The following is a 23550-nucleotide window of genomic DNA, read 5'->3' as shown; positions in this document are numbered from 1 at the left end:
GTGCGTCTCTGAGGAAGTAGGCTGATATCCAGGTTATCGGTATAAAAGCAAATCGCTTAAGTGCGAGCAGGAAATAATTACGTCACGGGACGATGAGAGGCGGGAAAAACAGATGAAAGCGTTTAACTACGAGCAGGATTTCAAGCACATCAATTTTCGCCAGCAGCCTGAGCTGTATCAGGTGGGGCGTGGCGAGCAGGGCGTGCTGATGGTCGAACCCTATAAAAGTGAGATTCTGCCGCACTGGCGTTTTCGCACCGTCGAGCTGGCAAAAGAATCTTCACAGCAGATTATGCAGCTATTTGAGGCATATCGCGCGCAGGACGATTTTGTCGGTATGGACATGGCGCGCAAATATATTCAGATGGGTTATACGCGTGCACGCCGCTACAGTAATCATCAGGGCGGGCGTAAATATGACGAGGCGGGCAACGAACTGCCGCGTACCACAGAAAAAGAGAAGGCCGCTGCGGCGGCCGTTTTCAAAGCGTGCTGGGATAAACTGCGCGCGGATACAGACTATCTGGCGCGCAAGCGTGCGCACCAGCAGAAGTATGGTTAAACGCGCGTGCCCCACAGATCGTATTCATCGGCGTGTTCCACTTTAACGCGGACCACGTCGCCGACTTTCACCTGACGATCGCCGTTCAGATAAACCGCGCCATCGATTTCCGGGGCGTCAGCCATGCTGCGTCCCACCGCACCTTCTTCGTCCACTTCATCAATCAGCACCAGCACTTCGCGGCCGATTTTCTCCTGCAGACGTTCGCTGGAGATCTTCTGCTGCAGCTGCATGAAGCGATCAAAACGATCCTGCTTCACGTCGTCCGGTACCTGATCCGGCAGCTGGTTAGCAGTTGCGCCATCTACCGGGCTGTACTGGAAGCAGCCAACGCGATCGAGGCGCGCTTCCCGCAGGAAGTAGAGCAGCATCTGGAAATCTTCTTCGGTTTCACCGGGGAAACCGACGATAAAGGTTGAACGCAGCGTCAGCTCCGGACAGATTTCACGCCAGCGCTTAATGCGCTCCAGCGTACGCTCTACCGCGCCGGGACGCTTCATCAGCTTGAGGATGCGCGGGCTGGCGTGCTGCAGCGGAATATCGAGGTACGGCAGAATCTTGCCTTCGGCCATCAGCGGGATCACATCATCCACATGCGGATAAGGATAAACGTAGTGCAGACGCACCCACACGCCGAGTTTGGCTAACTGCTCGCACAGGCTCACCATGCTGGTTTTCACCGGCGATCCGTTCCAGAAACCGGTGCGATGTTTAACATCCACGCCGTAAGCGGAGGTGTCTTGTGAGATTACCAGCAGCTCTTTCACGCCCGCTTCGACCAGACGTTTAGCTTCGTCGAGCACCGAACCGATTGGGCGGCTATCAAGATCGCCACGCATTGATGGAATGATGCAGAAGGTGCAGCGATGGTTGCAGCCTTCGGAAATTTTCAGGTAAGCGTAATGACGCGGCGTCAGTTTGACACCTTGCTCTGGCACTAAACTCAGGAACGGATTGTGTTCTGGTTTTGGCACATAAGTGTGCACGTGCGACAGCACCTGCTCGTAGCTGTGCGGGCCAGTGATCTCCAGCACCTTCGGATGCACTTCGCGGATCTGATCCACTTTGGCACCGAGGCAACCGGTGACGATCACTTTGCCGTTCTCGTTCAGCGCTTCACCAATCGCTTCCAGAGATTCCTGTACGGCGCTGTCAATAAATCCACAGGTGTTAACGATGACGATCTCCGCATCATCGTAGCGTGGCACCACGTCATAGCCTTCAGTACGCAGCTCCGTCAGGATGCGTTCAGAGTCGACAAGGTTTTTCGGACAGCCGAGGGAGACGAACCCCACGCGCGGTGGATTTTTGACATGGCTCATAAGGATAAAAATTCATCATAATTAGTGTGGATAGGGGGGCGATTGTACAGAGGTTGCCGGGGAAAATGTATAGGCTGTGTAAGAATCTCCTTATGGGGTAACTAATGCATGATGATTGTGCTTAACTCTGTTGGCGGTGCGGCTCACTCGCTGGCGCAATGGCCCTCTGTGGCGATCCGAGTTGTGTAAGCTGGCGCCTTTTGCTTAAATGTTGGGTCGGTGAAGGTAAGTTGTTATCTTCACTGAAAATTTCAAATCGCACTGATAGTGAATCCTCACTGCCAGGGCAGAAGTGGATAATGTGAGAGCAGACATATGCAAGAGATCGTCAAAGGTTTTCTGAATTTTCAACAGAATGTGTTCCCTGAAAGGAAGGATCTTTTCAAAAGTTTGGCATCCAACCAAAATCCCAAAGCCCTGTTTATCTCCTGCTCAGACAGCCGTCTGGTGCCAGAGCTGGTGACGCAGTCGGAGCCGGGTCAGCTGTTCGTGATCCGAAACGCCGGTAATATCGTGCCACCGTTTGGTCCAGAGCCGGGCGGCGTGTCCGCAACCATTGAGTACGCGGTTGTCGCTTTGGGCGTGACCGAAATTATTATTTGTGGTCACTCTAACTGCGGCGCCATGAACGCCATTGCTTCCAATGCCGATCTCGAAACCATGCCCGCGGTCGATCACTGGTTGCACTACGCCAACGCGGCGAAAGCGGTGGTGGAAGAGCGTAACTACGATTCCGTTGAGAAGCGTCTCAACGAAATGGTGAAAGAGAACGTGATTGCGCAGCTGAACAATATCAAAACACACCCTTCCGTAGCGGTAGCGCTGCGTAAAGGCAAAATTCGCCTGCATGGATGGGTTTATGATATTGAGAGTGGCGGAATCATTGCCCTGACCAAAGGCGGTGAATCCTTTATTTCGCTGTCGGAAAACCCGGAAACCTGCTTCGAGTAATTCCGCCTAACCACCTGCATTGCAGGTGGTTATCCTCGCAACAGTGCGCCAATCACACTCAACGATCTGCGTCCGGGCATCGACGAGATGGTACGCGATGCGCTGACCTTCCCCGCACAGTAAATTCTCGCCCGGCGGCGTGCCGGGCTTAATGTTTTGTAAATCCTGCACATCCTTTGTCACGCGCTGACTACGCTTTACGGCAGACTGCGATAAAGGAGAATGCCATGCGTTTACTGCCCGCCGCGCTGCTGTTTGGCGCTTTAAGCACGTCCTTACCGTTATTCGCTGCCGATGTGCAGGTTCAGGTGCTTCAGGACAAGCTCGACCATCCGTGGTCCGTGGCTTTTCTACCCGATAATCAAACGCTGTTAATCACTGAACGATCCGGCCAGCTGCGCAGCTGGCAGCCGGGTAAAGGCTTGTCGCCACCGATCGACGGGGTGCCGAAGGTGTGGGCGAATCGTCAGGGTGGCTTGCTGGATGTGGTGCTGGCACCGGACTTCGCCGAAAGCCGCCGCGTGTGGCTCAGCTACACCACCGCCGATGCCAACGGTCGGGCGGGTGGCGTGGTGGGTTATGGTCGCCTGAGCGATGACAACCGTCAGCTGAGTGACTTTAAAGTGGTGCTGGAGCAAACGCCGAAGCTGTCGGGCGGCGCCAATATCGGCACGCGACTGGCATTTGATCGCCAGGGCTTTCTCTATATCGCCTTCGGTGACAACTTCGCCAGCAGCAGCGCGCAACAGCTGGATAAGCTCTCCGGTAAAATCGTGCGTCTGACCAAAGACGGTGAAATCCCGCCGGACAATCCGTTTGTTGATCGTCAAGGCGCGCGCGCGGAAATCTGGTCCTACGGCATGCGCAATCCGCAAGGGCTGGCGCTCAATCCGTGGACGCAGCAAATGTGGGAAAGCGAACACGGCCCGCGCGGTGGTGATGAGGTCAACATCCCCGAGAAGGGCAAAAATTACGGCTGGCCGCTGGCGACGCATGGCATTGATTACAGCGGGCAGAAAGTGCCGGAAGCAAAGGGCAGTGAAGTGGAAGGCACTGAGCAACCGCTGCATTTCTGGAAAGTCTCGCCGGCCATCAGCGGCATGGCGTTCTACAACAGCGCGCGCTTCCCGCAGTGGAAAAATTCCCTGTTTATTGGTGCGCTGAAAGAGAAGAGTTTGATTCGCTTGCAGGTCAACGGCGAGAAAGTGGTGGAGGAGCAGAGATTGCTGGAAAATCGTGGTGAGCGTATTCGAGATGTGCGGCAAGGCCCGGATGGTTATCTGTACGTGCTAACCGATGAATCCAACGGCAAGCTGCTGAAAGTGGGGCTGCCAGACACAGCCAGCGCCCCACGCGGTTAAATTAGCGTGCCCAGTTACACACTTCCCATCCGCGCTGTTGTGCTTCCTGCAGCAGCAGCGGATTGGGATTGACCACCCACGCATGATCGGCATGTGCCAGCAGCGGTAAATCATTCATCGAATCGCTGTAAGCCCAGGTGCGTTCAAAGCGTTGATCTTGCTGTAACGCTTTCCAGTCACTGAGGCGTGTCACTTTACCTTCGCGATAGGTCATGGTGCCGTAGGTTTGTCCGCTGTAGCGTTCATCCACCACTTCCACGCCAATCGCTAGCGCGCCGTGTACACCAAGGCGTTCGGCGATGGGCACCGCAAGATGATCGCCGCTGGCGGTGATGATCATTACCGTGTCGCCGCGCTGCTGGTGCCACGCAATACGCTCGCGGGCGGCAGGGAACACGCGCGGCATGATGTCGCGATGGATAAAGCGGCGTACCCAGCCTTCAACGGTCATCGTAGCCATGCCGGCGAGTGGCGCCAGCGTGGTGTTCATATACTCTTCAATGGATAACGTACCGGTGTGATATTGCTCCATCAGGATTTTCTCCTGCTGGATGATCTCTTCGGGGGCAAAACCCTGTGAAACCAACCAGCGCAGCCAGAGGCTGGTGCTGTCTTCACAAATTAGGGTTTCGTCCAAATCGAAAATGGCTAAGTCCATCGCGGCTCTCCTCAGGCTGACTGAGTTCAGGTTAGCGGAAATTTGTGACTGGCTTAACCGTTCTGCGAAAAATCGGAATTACACGCAAAATTTTTCAATAGTCAGATGGGCAAAAGTGGCGGCGCTGCGCGGTTGGTGCCAGGGTTACTCTAATAAACTCTATAAAACTTTACGATTGAGCGGTTTTTTTCGCTGGCCTGAACCGTTAGCGTGGGGCAAGACATGTCTTGCCTGCAAGAAAACCGAGATTTAACAAGGACAATCTGGTCACGCTCATGAGAAAAAACACCTTCGCTTCTGTCTGGCGGCCGTTGGCTGCGTCTTCACTTCTTTTACTCTTTATCCCCGCAGCCACCCTGGCTGAACAGGCACCTGCGGCACCGCAAATTGACGCCAAAGCCTGGATTTTAATGGATTACAACAGCGGCAAAGTGTTGGCGGAATCCAATGCCGATCAACGCCTCGATCCCGCCAGTTTGACCAAAATGATGACCAGCTATGTGGTCGGCCAGGCGCTGAAATCGGGCAAGATTCACAACGATGACATGGTTACCATCGGCCAGGATGCGTGGGCAACCGGCAATCCCAAGCTGCGCGGCTCATCGCTGATGTTCCTTAAGCCCGGCGATCGCATTCCGGTCTCTGAGCTGAATAAAGGTGTGGTGATTCAATCTGGCAACGATGCCTGTATCGCGCTGGCTGATTATGTCGCGGGCAGCCAGGTTTCGTTTATCGGGTTGATGAACAACTACGTCAAAGCCTTTGGCCTGCAAAACACCCACTTTATGACGGTACACGGCCTGGACGCCGAAGGGCAGTACAGCACCGCGCGTGATATGGCGATTATCGGCCAACGCCTGATTAGCGATGTGCCGGAAGAGTATGCGATCAACAGTGAAAAAGAGTTCACCTTCAATAAGATTAAGCAGATGAACCGCAACCGTCTGCTGTGGAGCACCAATCTCAAGGTGGATGGCATTAAAACCGGTCACACCTCCGGCGCGGGTAACAATCTGGTGGCGTCGGCAACCGAAGGCGATATGCGGCTGATTTCCGTGGTGCTCGGTGCGGCGACCGATGCCACGCGTTTCCGCGAAAGTGAGAAGTTGCTGACGTGGGGCTTCCGCTTCTATGAAACCGTGACGCCGATTAAGGCCGATAAACCGTTTGCGCAGCAGCGCGTTTGGTTTGGCGATCGCAGTCAGGTCAATCTTGGCGTCGCAAAAGACGCCGCGATCACCGTGCCAAAAGGGCAGATGAAAAACCTCAAGGCCAGCTTTACCCTGAATTCACCGCAGCTGGAAGCGCCGCTGGAGAAGAATCAGGTGGTGGGCACTATCGATTTCCAGCTGGATGGCAAAACCATTGAGCAACGTCCGCTGGTGACGATGGAAGCGGTGCCGGAAGGTGGCTTTGTTGGTCGCATTTGGGATTTCATCATGATGAAATTCTACGGCTGGTTCGGGAAGTGGTTTAGTTGAGACAAAAACGGTGCGCTTGATGCGCACCGTTTTTTACAGGCTCGTCATTAATGGCGACCCCATCGCTTACTCACGAATCCACCCTTTCTTAATCGGCATGGCGAACAGCGCGCGATACACCTGATGCGTAAACGCCAGCATGCGTTCGCCATACAGCTGCCACGCCATGTGCGACGCCAGACAACCCAGCAAGCCAACCAGGAATCCGCCCAGCATATCCAGCGGCCAGTGCACGCCAAGATAGACGCGTGACCAGGCGATGGCGCTGCCTATCACCAGCAACACCACACCTGACCAAAGGCGATGCCAGAAGATAAATGCCAGCGCAAAGGTGAAAATGGTGGTGCCGTGATCGCTCGGATAGGAATCATCAGGTCGGTGTGACAGTAACTGATGGCCAAAACCAATAGCGAACGGACGCGGATGCGGCAGCAACTGGCCGACGCACCACGAAATGCTCAGCGCATACAGCAGCGCCATGCCGGTTTTTAGCACCAGCTCGCGTTGAGACTGCACCTGATCGCGCGGTCCCCACAGCCACAGCGCCACAATCAGCAGTGGTACGATGGCGATCACATCTTTGGCGATAAAAGTCGCCAGAGTGATCAGCCACTGCGGTGAATCCTCTGTAGCGTTAATCCATAAAAAGAGCGTGTGGTTCAATGCTTCCATCACCATTCCTTGTCCTCGTCTTGTTTACCCGAAAAACAGCAGAGCAAAATTGTCTGCAAAATAAAGCTGATAGCCTAGAAGCGTCCGAACCAGTAATAAATAGTCGCGCTCTTAATCTTATCGCGGGTTGTTGGAGTGTTTAACTTTGATGAAAGTTGCATGAAGATTTAAAAAATCGACATCAGAGTGGCAGGGTGGAATTTTTGTCTGAGAAGAACCTTAAGCGGCAGAATGGCAGCCATAAAAAAACCCGCAAGTCAGTGACCGGCGGGCTCCACAATTTGGGGATTTCAAAGAAAAGCAGTGGCACTTATTCAGACTGCGACCCCAGAAGAAAGTTCTGGACAGCGCAAAAATATTTTTATAAAGGCAAAAGCGGCCAGATTATCACGATCAGGGTACCGGCCAGCGTCAGCAAAACATTCGCGATCGCATACGTTCCTGCATAGCCCAAGGCTGGGATGCTGCTGCGCGCGGTATCGCTGATGATCTCCATCGCTGGCGCACAGGTGCGCGCGCCCATGATGGCACCAAACAGCAGCGCGCGGTTCATACGCAGCACGTAAGCGCCGAACAGATAGCAAATCACCACCGGCAGCAAACTCACCAGCAAGCCACTTAGCAGCATCAACGCGCCGGCGCTGCCGAATCCGTGCTGCAAGCCGCTGCCCGCGCTCAGACCAACCGCCCGCCATAAACACCATCAGGCCAAACTCTTTCACCATCGTTAGCGCACCCTGCGGGATGTAGCCAAATGTAGGATGGTTAGCGCGCATAAAGCCCAGCATGATGCCTGCGAACAACAATCCAGCGGCGTTACCGATGCCGAAGCTGAAATTGCTGAACTGGAAGGTGATCATCCCGACCATCAAGCCGACGATAAAGAAGGCGCAGAAGGCCAGCAGATCGGTGATTTGGCTGTGAATGGCGATAAAGCCAATGCGATCGGCCAGGCTTTTCACGCGACGCGCTTCGCCGCTTACCTGCAGCACATCGCCTTTGTTCAGCATAATGCTGTCATCGATCGGCATTTCGATTTGGCTGCGAATCACCCGGTTAAGGAAGCAGCCGTGATCGGTCAGTTTGAGATGACTCAGGCGCTTGTTCACCGCATTGTGATTTTTCACCACGATCTCTTCGGTGACGATGCGCATATCCAGCAAATCACGGTCGAACACCTCTTTGCCGTTACGGAAACTGGGATCAAGACGCGCGTGCGCATCGGGATAGCCCACCAGCGAGATATCGTCGCCCAGCTGCAGCATCGCGTCACCGTCCGGGCTGGCGAGAATACCGTTACGGCGCAAACGCTCGATGTAGCAGCCGGTCTGGCGATGAATGCCCAGCTCGCGCAGGTTTTTACCGCCGCTCCACTCCACCAGTTCCGGACCCACGCGATACGCGCGGATCACCGGTAGAAACACTTTGCGCTGGCTATCAGCGTCGAGGCCGCGCTCGCGCGCGATTTGCTGCGCGCAAGTCGGCAGATCCTGATGCTGCAGGCGCGGCAGATAGCGCGCGCCAAAAATCAGGCTGACTAAACCTACCAGATAGGTGAGGGCATATCCGAGGCTGAGGTTGTCCTGCATCAAGGTGAGCTGATGGCTGTCGCTGATGCTTTGCCGCAACGTATCGCCAGCACCCACCAGCACCGGCGTTGAGGTCATTGAACCGGCCAACATGCCCGCGGTTAAACCAATATCCCAGCCGAATACTTTGCCGAGCGTCAGGGCGATTAACAGCGCGCTGACCACCATGACAATCGCCAGAAAGAAGTAGTTTTTACCGTCGCGGAAAAATATCGAGAAAAAGTTAGGCCCGGCTTCCACGCCAACACAAAAAATAAACAACATAAAGCCAAGACTTAATGCGTCAGTATTAATGGCGAAATGCTGTTGACCTAAAATCAACGAAACCACCAGGACTCCAATGGAATTACCGAGTTGGACCGAACCGAGGCGTAATTTACCTAAGCAGAGTCCGAGGGCTAAAACGACAAATAATAACAGAACGTCATTTCCGCTTAACAATTCTGCGACGTTAATGTTCACGGTTTAACTTCTTCTTAACCTGTAACCAGTTGATGAGAGGGACTTTTTTCGCTATCTTGTGCCGAACGTTAAGGTTCTTGCAACAAAAGCGTTCAAGCCGAAATCTAAAGCGGCGTCATTCTAATCATAATTAACACCCTCAGCTATCGGCAGTTTTCATTCCTTTCGCCTCCAGCTGTTTCTTTTTATTTCCAGTCGTGCGCATCAGGGCAGTAAAAGTTTCATAATTGTTAACGTCAAAGTTGAGGATAATTATGTTGCAGCGCAATAATCGCTGGCCAGCATCCATTCTGGGCGTGATGCTTTATACGCTGGTGTTTATTTATGCACATCATTTCTGGGCCGCCGCCAGTGAACAAGCCGTTCGCGGACAGCCAGAATTACTGCTGTTTTTACTGCCGGGATGTTTGATGGCGCTACTGCAGCCGGAAAGTCCGCTTATCAGCACCTTGTGGGTCGCGCTAGGCGGTACGCTGCTGGGTATGATGTGGTTGATGCTGGCGGTGCCAATGACGCAAAGCGGCTTGTTGATTGTGGCCTGGAGTTTGAGTGCGCTGTTTTGGGCGGGCTGTGGTGCGCTGCTGGTGCGCTTGCTGCGGATTATGCTGGCGATGCGAGCCGAATAGCACCTGCAAAAACGGGCCCGCAGGCCCGTTCTCTTAGGCTTCGATACCCAGGTTTTCTTTGGTCCAGGCAGCGAATTCGGTGTAACCACCGATGTGCTGATCGTCGAGGAAAATCTGCGGCACGGTTGTCACCGGCTTGCCGGCACGGGCTTCCAGATCGGCTTTAGTAATGCCGGTGGCCTGAATATCCACGTACTGATAGTTAAAATCGTCGCGCTCGCTGGTCAGCTTAGCCGCCAACTCTTTCGCACGTACGCAGTAAGGGCAGCTAGAACGGCCAAAAATCACTGCAATCATTGCTTCTCTCCTTCCGCTGCTGTTTTGTGACTAGAATCACATCACAGCGTGAATAATGCGTCACATCATGCCCGCCCATCCTGCTTAAAGGAAGAAGAATATACCTGTTACTCTAATACTTACCGCCTATACATTGGGTAAAATGCGGCTAACGCTGAAAGAACAATCAAGGAACCATCGCATGCGTAATCTCGCCACATTACCCAAACCCGTGTTGCTACTCGAAGTGCTCGGCGTGCTTGCCGTGATTGGCGCCTTGTTGCTTACCAACGATTGGGTGAGCGCACCTGATTTCATCGCCAAAAAGCCGCTGGCGACGCTGCTGTTTTTTCTTGGTATCGCGCTGATGCTGCCTGCCGCATGGATGATGATGTGGCGCACGGCGAAGGCGATGGCCCCGCAATTGTTCAATCATTCCAACAAAAAGAAGTAACCACCGGAGAGAATTTATGACGCCGACTATCGATTTACTGTGCAGCCACCGTTCCATTCGCGCTTTTACCGAACAGGGCATTGACGAGGCGCAACGCAGCGCCATCATTGCAGCGGCACAAGCGGCTTCGACCTCCAGCTTTTTACAGTGCTCCTCAATTATTCGTATCACCGATCCCGCTAAGCGCGAGCAGCTGGTCCAGCTGACCGGCGGCCAGCCTTGGGTCAGCGCAGCGGCGGAGTTTTGGGTGTTCTGCGCGGATTTCAATCGTCATCAACAGATCTGCCCGGATGCGCAACTGGGGCGTGCTGAACAGCTGCTGCTCGGTTGCGTTGATACCGCGCTAATGGCGCAAAATGCCATGGTGGCGGCGGAATCGCTGGGCCTTGGCGGCGTATTTATTGGCGGGATTCGCAACAGCATCGCTGAAGTGACCGAGCTGCTTGAACTGCCGAAGTTTGTGCTGCCGCTGTTCGGCTTCTGCATCGGTCATCCGGCTGATACACCCGATGTTAAACCCCGCATGCCGCACGCGATGCTGGTACATGAAAACCGCTATCATGCAGTCGATAAAAATCTGTTGGCGCAATACGATGAGCAAATTACCGCCTATTATCAGCAGCGTGATAGCAACCAGCGTTCCGAAACCTGGAGTCAGCTGATTCAGCGTCTGATTATCAAAGAAACGCGTCCCTTCATACTGGATTACCTGCATCAGCAGGGCTGGGCGACGCGCTAAGCACAAGGAACTCTTTAATGAAAATGGCCATTCTCACTCGCGATGGATCGATCTATTCGTGTAAGCGTCTGCGCGACGCCGCGGAGGAGCGTGGCCATCAAGTGCAGATGATCGATCCGCTCTCCTGCTACATGAACATCAATTCCGATTCGCCCGCAGTGCACTACCGCGGCGAGGCGCTGGGGCATTTTGATGCGGTGATCCCGCGCATTGGCACCGCTACCACTTTTTATGGCACTGCGGTGCTGCGCCAGTTTGAGGTGCGCGGCAGCTACCCCCTCAATGAATCGGTGGCCATTACCCGCGCGCGCGACAAACTGCGTTCGCTGCAGCTGCTGGCGCGTGAGGGCATTGATATGCCGATCACCGGTTTTGCTTCTTCGCCGGATGATACTGATGATTTGATCGCGATGGTGGGCGGTGCGCCGCTGGTGGTGAAACTGGTGGAGGGCACACAGGGCATCGGTGTGGTGCTGGCGGAAACGCGGCAGGCAGCGGAGAGCGTGATTGACGCTTTTCGTGGCCTCAATGCCCATATTCTGGTGCAGGAGTTCATCAAGGAAGCGCAAGGACGCGATATTCGCTGCCTGGTGATTGGCAATGAAGTGGTGGCGGCGATTGAGCGCGAGGCGAAAGAGGGCGATTTTCGCTCCAATCTGCATCGCGGCGGCAAAGCGCGTGCGGTGGAGATCACTGAACAGGAGCGCAAAATCGCGGTGAAAGCCGCCTGCACGCTGGGGCTGGAAGTGGCCGGTGTGGATATCCTGCGCGCCCAACGTGGTCCGCTGGTTATGGAGGTAAACGCCTCACCGGGACTGGAAGGGATTGAGGGCGTTACCGGTTTAGATATCGCCACCATGATGATCACGTGGATTGAGCAGCACGCTTGCCCCGGCTATCGTCCTAAAACCGGCGGCTAACCGGCGCTTTTCAGCGGTTTTCGTGGCATCCAGATCGGTTTTTCCGTAAGCTAAGGCGCTTATTTCTTCACCCCACAGGATATTACGATGGATTCACTGGTCGTTCCGGACATTGACGTACTGCGTCGCTGGCTGGATCAACAAAATATCACCTGGTTCGAATGCGATGCCTGTCAGGCACTGCACCTGCCGCACATGCAGAATTTTGACGGGGTGTTTGATGCAAAAATTGACCTGGTGGATAACGTTATCCTCTTCTCCGCGCTGGCAGAAGTAAAACCTACGGCGCTGATTCCGCTGGTGGGCGATCTCTCGCAGATCAATGCCAGTTCGCTAACGATTAAAGCCTTTGTTGATATTCAGGACGACAATCTGCCGAAGCTGATTGTCTGCCAGTCGATCAGTACCAGCGCCGGATTAACCTTCGGGCAGTTCTCACACTTTATGAAGCAGAGTGAAGAGGGCGTTTCTATGGTAATCATGGAAGCCTTTGCTAACCACCTGCTGGTGGTTGAAGAAGAAGAGGAGCGACAGCCGAGCTCCAGCAGCCACGCGATGCTGCACTGAGTTCCCCGCCTCGCTAACTGCCGCTTTTTGCGGCAGTTTTCATTTTTGCCCCACCACTTTTTATTCTGCACTTTGCCCTTTATTGCCAGATATTAGTCGTGCTTTATGCCACTAGTGCCAAACCCCATAGCAGAAACATGCATAACTCATCGCAAAAAGGCGTTTTTTAAGCTGGGATCTGGTGAAGGTGGTGCGGGGGGGCTATTCTTGCGGGGCTGCTTGAGACGTGCAACCTCAGCGCAGGTATAGGTTTTTGCTATTAAACTCCCGCTGAATATTGATTCATTGTGTGCCTGTGATTTAACAGAAAACGCAACGTCCGGATCGCCGTGTATGCAGCGTTGTGATGACCCGCTCAGGAGGAAGTAAAACATGTTCAACCAACGTCAAAAATGGTTGTCAGGTGTGGTTGCTGGTGCATTGATGGCTGCGGCCGGCGGTGTGCAGGCCGAAGGCAGTACGGTACATGTGTATAACTGGTCCGATTATATCGCGGCGGATACCGTGCCGAACTTCGAAAAGCAGACCGGCGATAAAGTGGTGTATGACGTCTTTGATTCTAACGAAGTGTTGGAAGGCAAATTAATGGCGGGCAGTACCGGCTACGACGTGGTGGTGCCGTCGTCCAGCTTCCTCGCGCGTCAGCTGCAATCCGGCGTATTCCAGGAGCTGGATAAGAGCAAGCTGCCAAACTACAAAAACCTTGATCCCGAACTGATGAAGAAACTGGAGCAGCACGATCCGGGTAACAAATTTGCGATTCCTTATCTGTGGGGCACCACCGGCATCGGCTATAACGTCGATAAAGTGAAAGCCGCACTGGGCAAAGATGTGCCGCTGGATAGCTGGGATTTGGTGCTGAAACCGGAAAACCTGGAAAAACTGAAAGGCTGCGGGGTTTCCTTCCTTGATGCGCCGGAAGAGATTTTCGCTACTGTGCTGAACTACCTTGGCAAAGATCCCAACAGCTCTGACGCGAAAGATTACTCTGGCGCAGCCACTGATTTGCTGCTGAAACTGCGTCCGAACATCCGTTACTTCCACTCGTCGCAGTACATCAACGACCTGGCGAACGGCAACATCTGCGTGGCGATTGGCTGGTCAGGCGATATTCTGCAGGCGAAAGATCGTGCGGATAAAGCCAACAACGGCGTGCATGTCGGCTATATCGTGCCGAAGCAGGGCGCACTGGCATTCTTTGACATGTTCGCGATTCCAAAAGACGCGAAAAATGTGGAAGGCGCCTACCAATTCCTTAATTACATGATGGATCCCAAAGTCATCGCTGACGTTTCCAACAACATGAACTACGCCAACGGTAACAAAGCCTCGCTGCCGTTGATCAATGCGGACGTGCGCAACAATCCGGGCATTTTCCCAACGCCGGATGCCATGGCCAAACTGTTTGTGCTCAAGGTCCAGGATCCGAAACTGGATCGTGTGCGCACCCGTGCATGGACTAAAGTAAAAAGTGGTAAGTAATTCGTTCTGAACGATTATTGCCTGAAGACGACAGCAGAGGCGCAGTAATGGCCTCTGTTGTGCCATTTTTAGCGGCTGGCTGTGCCGCGCGATTTTAGCGCCGGAGAAATGTTAGTGAACGACGCGATTCCCCGCCCCCCAAATAAAACGGCTAAGGCGATGACGCCGCTGCTGGAAATTCGCAACCTGACTAAATCGTTTGACGGCCAGCACGCCGTGGATGATGTCAGTCTGACCATTTACAAAGGTGAGATTTTTGCGCTGCTGGGCGCATCCGGCTGTGGTAAATCGACCTTGCTGCGCATGCTGGCGGGATTCGAACCGCCCACCAGCGGCCAGATTGTGCTGGATGGCCAGGATCTCTCCCATGTTCCGCCGTATCAGCGCCCGATCAACATGATGTTCCAGTCCTACGCACTGTTCCCGCACATGACGGTGGAGCAGAACATCGCCTTTGGTCTGAAGCAGGACAAACTGCCGAAAGGCGAAATCAGCAGCCGCGTTGAAGAGATGCTGTCGCTGGTGCATATGCAGGAGTTCGCGAAGCGTAAGCCGCATCAGCTCTCTGGTGGTCAGCGTCAGCGGGTGGCGCTGGCGCGTAGCCTGGCGAAGCGGCCCAAACTGCTGCTGCTCGACGAGCCGATGGGCGCACTGGATAAAAAGCTGCGTGACCGCATGCAGCACGAGGTGGTCGATATTCTCGAGCGTGTCGGTGCCACCTGCGTGATGGTGACGCACGATCAGGAAGAAGCGATGACCATGGCGGGCCGCATCGCCATCATGAACCGCGGTAAATTCGTGCAGATTGGTGAGCCGGAAGAGATCTACGAGCATCCCACCAGCCGCTACAGCGCCGAGTTCATCGGTTCGGTGAACGTGTTCGAAGGCTTGCTGCGCGAACGCGGTGAAGACGCGCTGATCATTGATGCGCCGGGCCTGGTGCATCCGCTGAAAGTGCAGACCGATGTTTCTGTGGTCGATAACGTGCCGGTCCATGTGGCGCTGCGTCCGGAAAAAGTGATGCTGTGCGAAGAAGTGCCTGCCGATGGCTGTAACTTTGCCGTGGGTGAAGTGGTGCACATCGCCTATCTCGGCGACCTGTCGATTTATCACGTGCGTCTGCGCAGCGGCCAGATGATCAGCGCACAGTTGCAAAACGCCCATCGCTACCGCAAAGGCGCGCCAACGTGGGGCGATGAAGTGCGTCTCTGCTGGGACGCCGACAGCTGTGTGGTTCTGACGGTTTAAGGGGGCGATATGAGCCAGATTTCTCAACGCAGCGAGCCCGAAGTGGTGGGCACGCCGCTGCAGCGCTGGGCGACGCGCATCAAGATGCAGCACGGCCGCAAGCTGGTGATTGCCTTACCGTATCTGTGGCTGATCCTGCTGTTCCTGCTGCCGTTCCTGATCGTGCTGAAGATCAGCTTTGCCGATATTGCGCGCGCCATTCCGCCGTACACAGATTTGGTCACCTGGGCCGATGGTCAGCTCAATCTGGTACTGAATCTCGGTAATTACTTCACGCTGACTGACGATCCGCTGTATGCCGATGCGTACCTGACGTCGCTGAAAGTGGCGGGCATCTCTACCATTATCTGCCTGATGATCGGATATCCGCTGGCGTGGGCGGTGGCGCACAGCAAACCGTCAATGCGCACTATTTTGCTGCTGCTGGTGATCCTGCCATCGTGGACCTCGTTCCTGGTGCGCGTTTACGCGTGGATGGGCCTGCTCAACAACAACGGCATTCTCAACCGCTTCCTGATGTGGCTCGGCGTTATCGATCATCCGCTGGTGATCCTCTACACCAACACGGCGGTGTATATCGGGATCGTTTACTGCTATCTGCCGTTTATGGTGCTGCCAATTTATACCGCGCTGACGCGTATAGATTATTCGCTGGTGGAAGCCTCGCTGGATCTCGGTGCACGTCCGCTGAAGACCTTTTTCAGCGTGATTGTGCCGCTGACCAAAGGCGGGATTATTGCCGGCTCAATGCTGGTGTTTATTCCGGCGGTCGGCGAGTACGTGATCCCGGAACTGCTCGGCGGTCCGGACAGCATCATGATTGGGCGTATTTTGTGGCAGGAGTTCTTTAACAACCGTGACTGGCCGGTAGCGTCCGCGCTGGCGGTGATCATCCTGTTGATTCTGATATTGCCGATTATCTGGTTCCACAAGCATCAGAACCGTGAAGTGGGAGAGAAAGAATGAGCCAGTTACCGACTATTCGCTCTCCGTGGCGCACTGTGATTCTGCTGCTGTGCTTTATGTTCCTCTATGCGCCGATGCTGCTGCTGGTGGTTTATTCCTTCAATAGTTCGCCGCTGGTCACGGTATGGGAGAGCTTCTCGTTCCACTGGTACAACGTATTGTTCCAGGATCAGGCGATGCTGGATGCGGTGGGGCTCAGCCTGACCATCGCCGCGCTCTCAGCCACCATGGCGGTGGTGCTCGGCACCATGGCGGCGGTAGTGATTGTGCGCTTTGGCCGCTTCCGTGGACACAACGGCTTCGCCTTTATGCTGACGGCGCCGCTGGTGATGCCTGATGTGATCACCGGTTTGTCCCTGCTGCTGCTGTTTGTGGCGATGGGCAACACCCTTGGCTGGCCGAGCGATCGCGGCATGCTGACCATCTGGCTGGCGCACGTGACCTTCTGTACTGCTTACGTGGCGGTGGTGATCAATTCGCGTCTGCGCGAACTGGATCGCTCAATTGAAGAGGCGGCGATGGATCTCGGCGCAACGCCGGTGAAAGTGTTCTTTGTGATCACCGTACCGATGATCGCGCCCGCGATCGTTACCGGCTGGCTGCTGGCGTTTACCTTGTCGCTGGACGATTTAGTGATTGCCAGCTTCGTGACCGGCCCAGGCGCGACCACCTTGCCGATGGCGATTTTCGCTACCGTGCGTCGTGGCGTCAATCCGGAGATCAATGCTTTAGCCTCGCTGATTCTGTTTGTCGTCGGTTTAGTTGGTTTTATCGCCTGGCGCTTTATGGCGCACGAAGAAAAGCAGCGTTTACGCGATATTCAGAAAGCAAAACGTGGCTGAAAGCCGTAACATTTGTCACTATAAGAACGGGCTGATTTTATCGGCCCGTTTTATTATGGTTACGGAGCGACACCATGTCGGAAACCCTGAAACACGGTTCAATGATTAACGCTACACCGGTGCCCGTGATGGTGGCGGGCAGCGCTATCATCATTACGCGTTGCCTCAGCGTGTTGATGCTGGCCAACGAACTGGGTTACGACGAACTCGCCAACTTCGTGCATCGCAGCGCGCAAGCCTGGGATTCTACCCTGATTTTTATCGCCAGCCAGCTGATTTTCCTGTTTGAACTGCGCTGCGCCTTTATTCTGATGCGCGGCAACAATCGTGGGCGCTGGGGCTATGTCGCGACGCAAATCATTGTGCTGATCTACATGTTGATGGCATCGGTGGGCTGGATCTACCCGGAAATTTTTAGCATTCCCGGTGAGAGTAATGCGCAGATCATTCATCACACGCTGCTGCAAAAGCTCCCGGATGTGTTGGTATTAGGGCTGCTGTTTGTGCCGGCCAGCAGTCGCGCTTTTTTCCGGCGCCGGTGATACAATCGCCCCCCATTTTTTCTCCCGATTCTGACTACAGGCATTTGCATGCATTGCGCGCTTTATGATGCCGGTCGCTGTCGTTCGTGTCAGTGGCTGGAAAAACCCTATCCGCAACAGCTCAACGATAAGCAGTCGCTGCTTGAACAACTGCTGGCTGAAAAGCCGGTGGGCGAATGGCTGCCGCCGGTGCAATCCGCGCAGCAAGGGTTTCGCAATAAGGCCAAAATGGTAGTCAGCGGGAGCGTAGAGCGGCCGATTTTAGGCATGGTGGCGCGCGACGGTGAACCGGTCGATCTCTGCGCTTGCCCGCTCTATCCCGACAGCTTCAGTGCGGTGTTCGCGCAGCTCAAACCTTTTATCGCCCGCGCCGGTTTAACGCCCTACAACGTGGCGCGTAAACGCGGTGAGCTGAAATTTCTGCTGCTGACGGAGAGTACGCAGGGCGGCATGATGCTGCGTTTTGTGCTGCGTTCCACCAGCAAGCTGCAGCAGCTGCGCGACGCCTTGCCGTGGCTGCAACAGCAACTGCCGCAGCTGAAGGTGATTTCCGCCAATATTCAGCCGGTGCATGTGGCGATTCTTGAAGGCGACGAAGAGATTGCGCTGACGCCGGATCAGGCGCTAGCGGAGCGCTTTAATCAGGTTCCGCTCTATATTCGCCCGCAAAGCTTCTTTCAGACCAATCCACAGGTTGCAGCCAATCTCTATGCCACCGCGCGCGATTGGGTCGCGCAGTTGCCGGTGAGCAGCATGTGGGATCTGTTTTGTGGCGTCGGGGGATTTGGCCTGCACTGCGCAACGCCCGAAATGCAGCTGACCGGCATCGAAATCAATGCTGAAGCCATCGCCTGTGCGCAGCAGTCGGCGCAGCAGCTGGGATTAGAAAAAGTGAGTTTTGCCGCGCTGGATTCCACGCAGTTCGCCACTTCACGGGAAGCGGTGCCGCAGCTGGTATTAGTGAATCCGCCACGTCGCGGTATTGGCGCAGAGTTGTGTGCTTATCTCAGTGAGATGGCGCCGGATTACCTTCTCTATTCCAGCTGCAATCCCAGCAGCATGGCGCAGGATATCGCGCGTCTGGCCAATTATGACGTGAGCCGCGTACAGCTGTTCGACATGTTCCCGCATACCGCGCATTTTGAAGTGCTGTGCTTGCTGAGCAAGAAGGGTGGGACGGCGTAACGTTCACCTGCACGGAGGACGTGCAGAACCTGGCAGGCAGCACGCTCCGCCATCCCATAATGCTTATTCCGGGAACCACTTCTGATTGATTTGCTGCCAGGTGCCGTTGGCCTTCAATGCCACTAACGCGCTGTTCAGCTCGTTCAGCAGCGGCTCATTGCCTTTGCGTACCGCTATACCTAAACCGGTGCCGAAGAAGTCGGTATCGGTGATGTGCTCGCCTACCGCGCTAAGATCGTCATTGGCCTTGAGCCACTGATTCACCACCGCCGTATCACCAAACACGCCGTTCAGGCGACCGTTTTTCAGGTCGAGAATCGCGTTCTGATAGCTGTCATACGCCACCGCAATCACCTCCGGATGTTTCTCCAGCAGGTATTTCTGATGTGTGGTGCCGTTCTCAACGCCAACACGTTTGCCTTTCAGCTGGCTGAAGTCGGTGAACTGGCCTTTATGCGCAATCACAATCGCCGAGTTAGCGTAGTAAGGTTGGGTGAAATCGACCTGCTTGCTGCGATCGGCGGTGATATCCATGCCGGAAATCACTGCGTCATAGCGACGGAATTTCAGCGACGGAATCAGGCTATCGAAGGCGTTGTTGGTGAAGGTGCAATCCGCTTTCATCTGCTGACACAGTGCTTTTGCCAGATCGATATCGAAGCCCACGATTTGGTTGTCGTGATCAAGGGATTCGAACGGGGGATAAGTGGCGGAAGAGGCGAAGCGGATTTTTTCCGCCGCATAAGCATTCATTGCCAGAGTTGCCAGCGCAGCAGCAACGATCCATTTTTTCATTATGTAACTCCTGTAAACCATGCCAGAGACGGAACGGGTTACACGATGCCAGTTAATGAATTTATATGCAATATTTTTGCTTATTAATTTAAACGAACAGCGGGCGCTTTTTTAGTGCGCCCGCAGGGAATAAATCAGTTACGACGCTCAAATGCCAGCGCACGCTTCTCGACCAGACGCATCATCAGCGTCAGCAAGCCGTTAACCACCAGATAGATCAGGCCAGCGGCAGCGTATACCGAGATATCGTAAGTGCGGCCATACAGCAGTTGTCCGTGGCCCATTACTTCCATCAACGTAATGGTGTAGGCCAGCGAGGTACTTTTAAATACCAGCACCACTTCGTTGGAGTAGGACGACAAGGCGCGCTTGAAGGCGTACGGCAGCAGAATGCGCAGCGTATCTTTGCGGTTCATGCCGAGCGCCGCGCAGGATTGCCATTGACCGGACGGAATGGCGCGCACCGCACCGTAAAACAGCTGCGTGGTATAAGCCGCACTGTTGAGCGATAGCGCCAGCAGCGCACACAGCCACGGCTGCGACAGCAGATGCCACAACCAGGGAATGTTTTGGATGCTGGGGAACTGGCCGGGACCGTAATAGATCAGGAAGATCTGCACCAGCAGCGGCGTGCCGGTGAACAGCGTGATATAGCCTTTCACTAGCCAATTGAGCACCGGCACTTTGAGCGCCAGCACGATGGTGCAAAGTACAGAGAGCACCAATGCCGCAATCAGCGATGCCACGGTCAGCGTCAGGCTGGTGTGTAGCCCTTTCAGCAGCTCGGGTAAGTAATCCAGCATGCTTAAGCCCCTCGCTCGAAACGCGTGGTGCGCAATTCAATGCGGCGCAGAACGAACTGACTGAACAGCGTGATAATCAGATAGATCGCCGCCGCCACCAGATACCAGGTAAACGGCTCTTGCGTGCGCGTAGCGATACTTTTGGTTTGCAGCATCAGATCATTCACGCTGATCAGCGATACCAGCGCAGTATCCTTCAGCAGCACCAGCCATTGGTTACCCAAACCGGGCAGCGCGTGACGCCACATCTGCGGCATGATCAGGCGCAGGAAAATCGCCGACTTCTTCATCCCCAGCGCCTGGCCCGATTCCCATTGACCCACCGGCACCGCTTTCAGCGCGCCGCGCAGGGTTTGTGATGCATAGGCGGAATAGAGCATCGCCAGCGCAATCACACCACACAGGAAGGGACTGACGTCGAAGTTTTCAATTTGCACCTGCACCGGAATAGCGAACAGGCCGAGATTGATGTGGAAGCCATCGGAGAGCGTTAGCAGCAGCTGTGAGGCGCCGAAATAGATAAACAGCACCACCAGAATTTCCGGCAGGCCGCGAATCAGTGTGACCAGCGCGGTACCGAGCCACGCCAGTGGTTTCCAGCGCAGCGATTCCCAGCCAGCAAAAATCATCGCCAGCACAAGGCCGGCGATCAGTGCACAAACGGCAAGGCCGACGGTCATACCGGCGGCGCTTGCGAGTGGAATCATTTCATTCATCAGAAATTACTGCTGGAACCATTTGCTGTAGATGGTTTTGTAGGTGCCGTCAGCTTTGATCTTCTCCAGCGCCGCATTGAACTTGCCCTGCAGCTCGCTGTTGCCCTGACGCACAGCAATACCCAAACCGGTACCGAAGTAATCTTTGTCCGTCACTTTCTCACCCAGCGGCGCGAGGTTGGCGTTCTGCTTCAGCCACTCGTTCACTACCGCGGTGTCACCGAATACCGCATCGATACGACCATTTTTCAGATCCAGCACGGCGTTCTGGTAGCTGTCGTAAGGCACAACGGTGATGTCGCTGTGTTTGTCAGAGAGGTATTTCTGGTGCGTGGTGCCGTTCTGCACGCCTACACGTTTGCCTTTCAGCGCGGCCACGTCAACCATTTTGCCTTTCTGCGCGATGAAGATGGCAGAGTTGTCGTAGTACGGCTTGGAGAACAGCACTTGCTTCTCACGATCTGGCGTGATGTCCATGCCTGCCATCACCGCGTCAAAACGACGGAACTTCAGGCTGGGGATCAGGCTATCGAACGCCTGATTAGTGAAGGTGCAGGTCGCATCCATCTCTTTACACAGCGCGTTAGCCAGATCGACATCAAAGCCCTGAATTTTGTTATCAGAGTCGACGAATTCAAACGGAGGATAAGAAGCCTCGGTAGCAAAACGCAATGTCTGTGCCGCTGAAGCGCTCAGGCTCAGGCCAGCAAGGAGGGCAGCAATTACAACTTTTTTCATTAGAAGCATCCTGACTTAATGCGAAAGATAATTAGCAAACGCGTCGGTTTGCGGCTGTGTAAAGTGGCTGGCATCGCCTTGCTCAACAATGTGACCGTTTTCCATATACACCACGCGGCTGGCGGTTTTACGCGCCACTTCCACTTCGTGCGTCACGATCACTTGTGTGATGTTGGTTTGTGCCAGCTCACGAATAATGCTGACGATCTGGGCGGTGATTTCGGGATCGAGCGCAGCGGTCGGTTCATCAAACAGCAGCACCTGCGGCTCCATCATCAGCGCACGGGCAATCGCTACGCGCTGCTGCTGGCCGCCGGAAAGATGCAGCGGGAAGCGATCGGCGTAAGGCGTCAGGCGCAGACGGTCCAGCAGCTTTTCAGCACGCGCACGCGCGGCGTCCTTGCTGAGGCCGAGCACGCGGCACGGCGCTTCAATCAGGTTTTGCAGCACGCTAAGGTGCGGCCACAGATTGTATTGCTGGAATACCATGCCCACGTTCTGCCGCAGCTCGCGAATCGCGCTATCGGAAGGGGCTTTGGTGAAATCAAACTGGTTGCCGGCAATCTGCAGGCTGCCGGAGCGCGGTTGCTCCAGCAAGTTGAGGACGCGCAGGAGCGAACTTTTACCCGCGCCACTCGGGCCGAGCAACACCAGCGTTTCACCCTGCGGACAAGCCAAGTTGATATCGAACAGGGCCTGATGGGTACCGTAAAAACAGTTTATGGCGTTTAGTTGAATACTCATGCGCAAAAAATGAATAGTAATTAGTGTCGCGGATTTTAACGTCACCAGAATAGTTATGCAATTGTGGTGGGTTAATATTTATTAAAGAGCAGTGAAACCTCCAAAGCGTAGCACAAAATCGCGCAACTCAAGGTGGATGAGGGCTGGCGAGCCCTATTTTGTTCACAAAATATCAACAAAAAGCGCCGCAAGGATGCGGCGCGCTAAACAATGGTATTAACGGCGGGAAAAGTGAACGGTTACTTTTTCGCTTCCAGCAGCTGCGTCAGCGAACCGCCGCCAGCGTGGGGCACCTGGCCGACATAACGCACATCATCAACCACCCAGCAGGTGCCTTCGTGGATCATCAGCACTTCATCTTGCCAGGTTTTGCTGTCGCGGCTCAGCTCAACCCGCAGCGGAATATTGCGCGCGTCGCGGTTAGGAATGGTGGATGCGCTGGCCACGTCCGCTGAAGTTGGGCCTTGCGCCAGGCTGGAAAAGAGATCGCCGCGGGTCCACGCCGCTGGTTTCGGATTCTGGCTGCTGGCACTCAGCAGCTTTTGATACAGGCGATCGCTCAGGTAAGGGCGATATTTCGCCAGCGTGTTGCTGTCTGGCAAACCTTGCGTCGGCTGGCTGACGCGTAAATCGTAGAACTGTTGCGCCACGCCGTCCGGACCCCCTTCAACGCAGGCAGCGGTGCGCGGGCCATTATCCTTAATCACTGGCTCAACGGTGGTACAAGCACTTAGCAGCAACGCTGCGGGAATAAGCAGCGCAAAGGCATTGTTTCTCATCTCGATTTCCTTATTGTTCACTGGCAAAGCGCCATTTTTAGCATAGAGTATAGCCTTGCTTTTAAGCGCT

The 23550-nt window shown here is 54.7% G+C and carries 25 protein-coding genes and 1 pseudogene; 15 read left to right on the top strand and 11 right to left on the bottom strand.

Translation table 11 applies throughout. From position 1 onward, the window contains the following. The first annotated feature begins 112 nt into the window (after nt 1-112). On the top strand, nt 113-562 hold the full coding sequence (locus Q3H59_RS13660) for a DUF4385 domain-containing protein (protein ID WP_101760999.1): 450 nt from the start codon (nt 113-115) through the stop codon (nt 560-562). On the opposite strand, the gene rimO is transcribed toward Q3H59_RS13660, so the two are convergent. Beyond that, complete coding sequence (gene rimO / locus Q3H59_RS13655; protein ID WP_309835354.1) at nt 559-1884, bottom strand: 30S ribosomal protein S12 methylthiotransferase RimO; 1326 nt, start codon at nt 1882-1884, stop codon at nt 559-561. The two genes, Q3H59_RS13660 and rimO, sit on opposite strands and share 4 nt — an antisense overlap. Nucleotides 1885-2199: 315 nt before the next feature. Here rimO and Q3H59_RS13650 point away from each other — a divergent pair, with 315 nt between their 5' ends. After that, nucleotides 2200-2835, top strand: a complete 636-nt coding sequence (locus Q3H59_RS13650; RefSeq protein ID WP_101760997.1) for a carbonic anhydrase — start codon at nt 2200-2202, stop codon at nt 2833-2835. A gap of 227 nt (nt 2836-3062) precedes the next feature. After that, nucleotides 3063-4196: a PQQ-dependent sugar dehydrogenase gene (locus Q3H59_RS13645; protein WP_309835351.1), complete on the top strand. Its 1134-nt coding sequence runs from the start codon at nt 3063-3065 to the stop codon at nt 4194-4196. 1 nt (nt 4197) lies between these two features. On the opposite strand, the gene Q3H59_RS13640 is transcribed toward Q3H59_RS13645, so the two are convergent. Further along, a complete protein-coding gene (locus Q3H59_RS13640) occupies nt 4198-4854 on the bottom strand; it encodes an HAD family phosphatase (protein WP_101760994.1) in 657 nt (218 codons plus the stop codon). A gap of 275 nt (nt 4855-5129) precedes the next feature. Here Q3H59_RS13640 and Q3H59_RS13635 point away from each other — a divergent pair, with 275 nt between their 5' ends. Beyond that, nucleotides 5130-6335, top strand: a complete 1206-nt coding sequence (locus Q3H59_RS13635; protein WP_309835348.1) for a serine hydrolase — start codon at nt 5130-5132, stop codon at nt 6333-6335. A gap of 66 nt (nt 6336-6401) precedes the next feature. Here the strand turns inward: Q3H59_RS13635 and ybjG are convergent, their stop codons facing one another. Next, nucleotides 6402-7007, bottom strand: coding sequence for an undecaprenyl-diphosphate phosphatase (gene ybjG / locus Q3H59_RS13630; RefSeq protein ID WP_101760992.1), 606 nt, complete (start codon nt 7005-7007; stop codon nt 6402-6404). Between the two features lie 361 nt (nt 7008-7368). Next, a pseudogene (locus tag Q3H59_RS13625) lies at nt 7369-9058 on the bottom strand (aspartate:alanine antiporter). Nucleotides 9059-9312: 254 nt separating this feature from the next. Here Q3H59_RS13625 and ybjM point away from each other — a divergent pair. Further along, a complete protein-coding gene (gene ybjM / locus Q3H59_RS13620) occupies nt 9313-9684 on the top strand; it encodes an inner membrane protein YbjM (RefSeq protein ID WP_280172631.1) in 372 nt (123 codons plus the stop codon). A 33-nt stretch (nt 9685-9717) separates the two neighbouring features. Here ybjM and Q3H59_RS13615 read toward each other — a convergent pair whose 3' ends face one another. Next, nucleotides 9718-9981, bottom strand: a complete 264-nt coding sequence (locus Q3H59_RS13615) for a GrxA family glutaredoxin (RefSeq protein ID WP_007887673.1) — start codon at nt 9979-9981, stop codon at nt 9718-9720. Between the two features lie 181 nt (nt 9982-10162). Between Q3H59_RS13615 and Q3H59_RS13610 the strand changes: the two genes are divergently transcribed. The 10 genes from Q3H59_RS13610 to rlmC all read left to right on the top strand — a co-directional run bounded on the left by Q3H59_RS13610 (nt 10163) and on the right by rlmC (nt 18905). Beyond that, nucleotides 10163-10414, top strand: a complete 252-nt coding sequence (locus tag Q3H59_RS13610) for a DUF1418 family protein (protein WP_101760989.1) — start codon at nt 10163-10165, stop codon at nt 10412-10414. A gap of 16 nt (nt 10415-10430) precedes the next feature. After that, on the top strand, nt 10431-11153 hold the full coding sequence (gene nfsA / locus Q3H59_RS13605; protein WP_101760988.1) for an oxygen-insensitive NADPH nitroreductase: 723 nt from the start codon (nt 10431-10433) through the stop codon (nt 11151-11153). A gap of 17 nt (nt 11154-11170) precedes the next feature. Continuing rightward, nucleotides 11171-12073: a 30S ribosomal protein S6--L-glutamate ligase gene (rimK, locus tag Q3H59_RS13600; RefSeq protein ID WP_101760987.1), complete on the top strand. Its 903-nt coding sequence runs from the start codon at nt 11171-11173 to the stop codon at nt 12071-12073. 87 nt (nt 12074-12160) lie between these two features. Beyond that, a complete protein-coding gene (locus Q3H59_RS13595; protein ID WP_008102469.1) occupies nt 12161-12640 on the top strand; it encodes a YbjN domain-containing protein in 480 nt (159 codons plus the stop codon). 372 nt (nt 12641-13012) lie between these two features. Then, nucleotides 13013-14122, top strand: a complete 1110-nt coding sequence (gene potF / locus Q3H59_RS13590) for a spermidine/putrescine ABC transporter substrate-binding protein PotF (protein WP_192413898.1) — start codon at nt 13013-13015, stop codon at nt 14120-14122. 114 nt (nt 14123-14236) lie between these two features. Beyond that, nucleotides 14237-15370: a putrescine ABC transporter ATP-binding subunit PotG gene (gene potG / locus Q3H59_RS13585; RefSeq protein WP_158238594.1), complete on the top strand. Its 1134-nt coding sequence runs from the start codon at nt 14237-14239 to the stop codon at nt 15368-15370. A gap of 9 nt (nt 15371-15379) precedes the next feature. Then, nucleotides 15380-16336, top strand: coding sequence for a putrescine ABC transporter permease PotH (gene potH / locus Q3H59_RS13580; protein ID WP_176970900.1), 957 nt, complete (start codon nt 15380-15382; stop codon nt 16334-16336). Continuing rightward, nucleotides 16333-17178: a putrescine ABC transporter permease PotI gene (potI, locus tag Q3H59_RS13575; protein ID WP_101760983.1), complete on the top strand. Its 846-nt coding sequence runs from the start codon at nt 16333-16335 to the stop codon at nt 17176-17178. The genes potH and potI overlap by 4 nt, the downstream gene beginning before the upstream one ends. Nucleotides 17179-17252: 74 nt before the next feature. Next, nucleotides 17253-17720 (top strand): YbjO family protein, encoded by a 468-nt coding sequence (locus Q3H59_RS13570; RefSeq protein WP_101760982.1) that lies wholly within the window; start codon nt 17253-17255, stop codon nt 17718-17720. A gap of 48 nt (nt 17721-17768) precedes the next feature. Further along, complete coding sequence (gene rlmC / locus Q3H59_RS13565) at nt 17769-18905, top strand: 23S rRNA (uracil(747)-C(5))-methyltransferase RlmC (RefSeq protein ID WP_309835340.1); 1137 nt, start codon at nt 17769-17771, stop codon at nt 18903-18905. 63 nt (nt 18906-18968) lie between these two features. Here rlmC and artJ (Q3H59_RS13560) read toward each other — a convergent pair whose 3' ends face one another. The 6 genes from artJ (Q3H59_RS13560) to Q3H59_RS13535 form a co-directional block, all read right to left on the bottom strand. Then, complete coding sequence (gene artJ, locus Q3H59_RS13560) at nt 18969-19700, bottom strand: arginine ABC transporter substrate-binding protein (protein ID WP_097094391.1); 732 nt, start codon at nt 19698-19700, stop codon at nt 18969-18971. A gap of 134 nt (nt 19701-19834) precedes the next feature. After that, nucleotides 19835-20503, bottom strand: coding sequence for an arginine ABC transporter permease ArtM (gene artM / locus Q3H59_RS13555; protein ID WP_008102451.1), 669 nt, complete (start codon nt 20501-20503; stop codon nt 19835-19837). Between the two features lie 2 nt (nt 20504-20505). Further along, nucleotides 20506-21219 (bottom strand): arginine ABC transporter permease ArtQ, encoded by a 714-nt coding sequence (gene artQ, locus Q3H59_RS13550; protein ID WP_110865829.1) that lies wholly within the window; start codon nt 21217-21219, stop codon nt 20506-20508. A gap of 6 nt (nt 21220-21225) precedes the next feature. Beyond that, on the bottom strand, nt 21226-21957 hold the full coding sequence (artJ, locus tag Q3H59_RS13545; protein ID WP_309835335.1) for an arginine ABC transporter substrate-binding protein: 732 nt from the start codon (nt 21955-21957) through the stop codon (nt 21226-21228). A 15-nt stretch (nt 21958-21972) separates the two neighbouring features. Continuing rightward, nucleotides 21973-22701 (bottom strand): arginine ABC transporter ATP-binding protein ArtP, encoded by a 729-nt coding sequence (artP, locus tag Q3H59_RS13540; protein ID WP_101760978.1) that lies wholly within the window; start codon nt 22699-22701, stop codon nt 21973-21975. A gap of 239 nt (nt 22702-22940) precedes the next feature. Further along, complete coding sequence (locus Q3H59_RS13535; RefSeq protein ID WP_309835332.1) at nt 22941-23480, bottom strand: lipoprotein; 540 nt, start codon at nt 23478-23480, stop codon at nt 22941-22943. Between the last annotated feature and the right edge of the window lie 70 nt (nt 23481-23550).

The sequence above is a fragment of the Pantoea sp. SORGH_AS_0659 genome (assembly GCF_031453915.1).
GTDB lineage: Bacteria > Pseudomonadota > Gammaproteobacteria > Enterobacterales > Enterobacteriaceae > Pantoea > Pantoea leporis.
The sequence above is the reverse complement of the archived record's forward strand: the minus strand, read 5'-3'. Positions and strand labels throughout refer to the sequence as shown.

Bases quoted from the DNA above. Each gene is read 5' to 3' on its own strand.
- Q3H59_RS13660 (WP_101760999.1), top strand. From the start codon at position 113: ATGAAAGCGTTTAACTACGAGCAGGATTTCAAGCACATCAATTTTCGC.
- rimO (WP_309835354.1), bottom strand. From the start codon at position 1,884: ATGAGCCATGTCAAAAATCCACCGCGCGTGGGGTTCGTCTCCCTCGGC.
- Q3H59_RS13650 (WP_101760997.1), top strand. From the start codon at position 2,200: ATGCAAGAGATCGTCAAAGGTTTTCTGAATTTTCAACAGAATGTGTTC.
- Q3H59_RS13645 (WP_309835351.1), top strand. From the start codon at position 3,063: ATGCGTTTACTGCCCGCCGCGCTGCTGTTTGGCGCTTTAAGCACGTCC.
- Q3H59_RS13640 (WP_101760994.1), bottom strand. From the start codon at position 4,854: ATGGACTTAGCCATTTTCGATTTGGACGAAACCCTAATTTGTGAAGAC.
- Q3H59_RS13635 (WP_309835348.1), top strand. From the start codon at position 5,130: ATGAGAAAAAACACCTTCGCTTCTGTCTGGCGGCCGTTGGCTGCGTCT.
- ybjG (WP_101760992.1), bottom strand. From the start codon at position 7,007: ATGGAAGCATTGAACCACACGCTCTTTTTATGGATTAACGCTACAGAG.
- ybjM (WP_280172631.1), top strand. From the start codon at position 9,313: ATGTTGCAGCGCAATAATCGCTGGCCAGCATCCATTCTGGGCGTGATG.
- Q3H59_RS13615 (WP_007887673.1), bottom strand. From the start codon at position 9,981: ATGATTGCAGTGATTTTTGGCCGTTCTAGCTGCCCTTACTGCGTACGT.
- Q3H59_RS13610 (WP_101760989.1), top strand. From the start codon at position 10,163: ATGCGTAATCTCGCCACATTACCCAAACCCGTGTTGCTACTCGAAGTG.
- nfsA (WP_101760988.1), top strand. From the start codon at position 10,431: ATGACGCCGACTATCGATTTACTGTGCAGCCACCGTTCCATTCGCGCT.
- rimK (WP_101760987.1), top strand. From the start codon at position 11,171: ATGAAAATGGCCATTCTCACTCGCGATGGATCGATCTATTCGTGTAAG.
- Q3H59_RS13595 (WP_008102469.1), top strand. From the start codon at position 12,161: ATGGATTCACTGGTCGTTCCGGACATTGACGTACTGCGTCGCTGGCTG.
- potF (WP_192413898.1), top strand. From the start codon at position 13,013: ATGTTCAACCAACGTCAAAAATGGTTGTCAGGTGTGGTTGCTGGTGCA.
- potH (WP_176970900.1), top strand. From the start codon at position 15,380: ATGAGCCAGATTTCTCAACGCAGCGAGCCCGAAGTGGTGGGCACGCCG.
- potI (WP_101760983.1), top strand. From the start codon at position 16,333: ATGAGCCAGTTACCGACTATTCGCTCTCCGTGGCGCACTGTGATTCTG.
- Q3H59_RS13570 (WP_101760982.1), top strand. From the start codon at position 17,253: ATGTCGGAAACCCTGAAACACGGTTCAATGATTAACGCTACACCGGTG.
- rlmC (WP_309835340.1), top strand. From the start codon at position 17,769: ATGCATTGCGCGCTTTATGATGCCGGTCGCTGTCGTTCGTGTCAGTGG.
- artJ (WP_097094391.1), bottom strand. From the start codon at position 19,700: ATGAAAAAATGGATCGTTGCTGCTGCGCTGGCAACTCTGGCAATGAAT.
- artM (WP_008102451.1), bottom strand. From the start codon at position 20,503: ATGCTGGATTACTTACCCGAGCTGCTGAAAGGGCTACACACCAGCCTG.
- artQ (WP_110865829.1), bottom strand. From the start codon at position 21,219: ATGAATGAAATGATTCCACTCGCAAGCGCCGCCGGTATGACCGTCGGC.
- artJ (WP_309835335.1), bottom strand. From the start codon at position 21,957: ATGAAAAAAGTTGTAATTGCTGCCCTCCTTGCTGGCCTGAGCCTGAGC.
- artP (WP_101760978.1), bottom strand. From the start codon at position 22,701: ATGAGTATTCAACTAAACGCCATAAACTGTTTTTACGGTACCCATCAG.
- Q3H59_RS13535 (WP_309835332.1), bottom strand. From the start codon at position 23,480: ATGAGAAACAATGCCTTTGCGCTGCTTATTCCCGCAGCGTTGCTGCTA.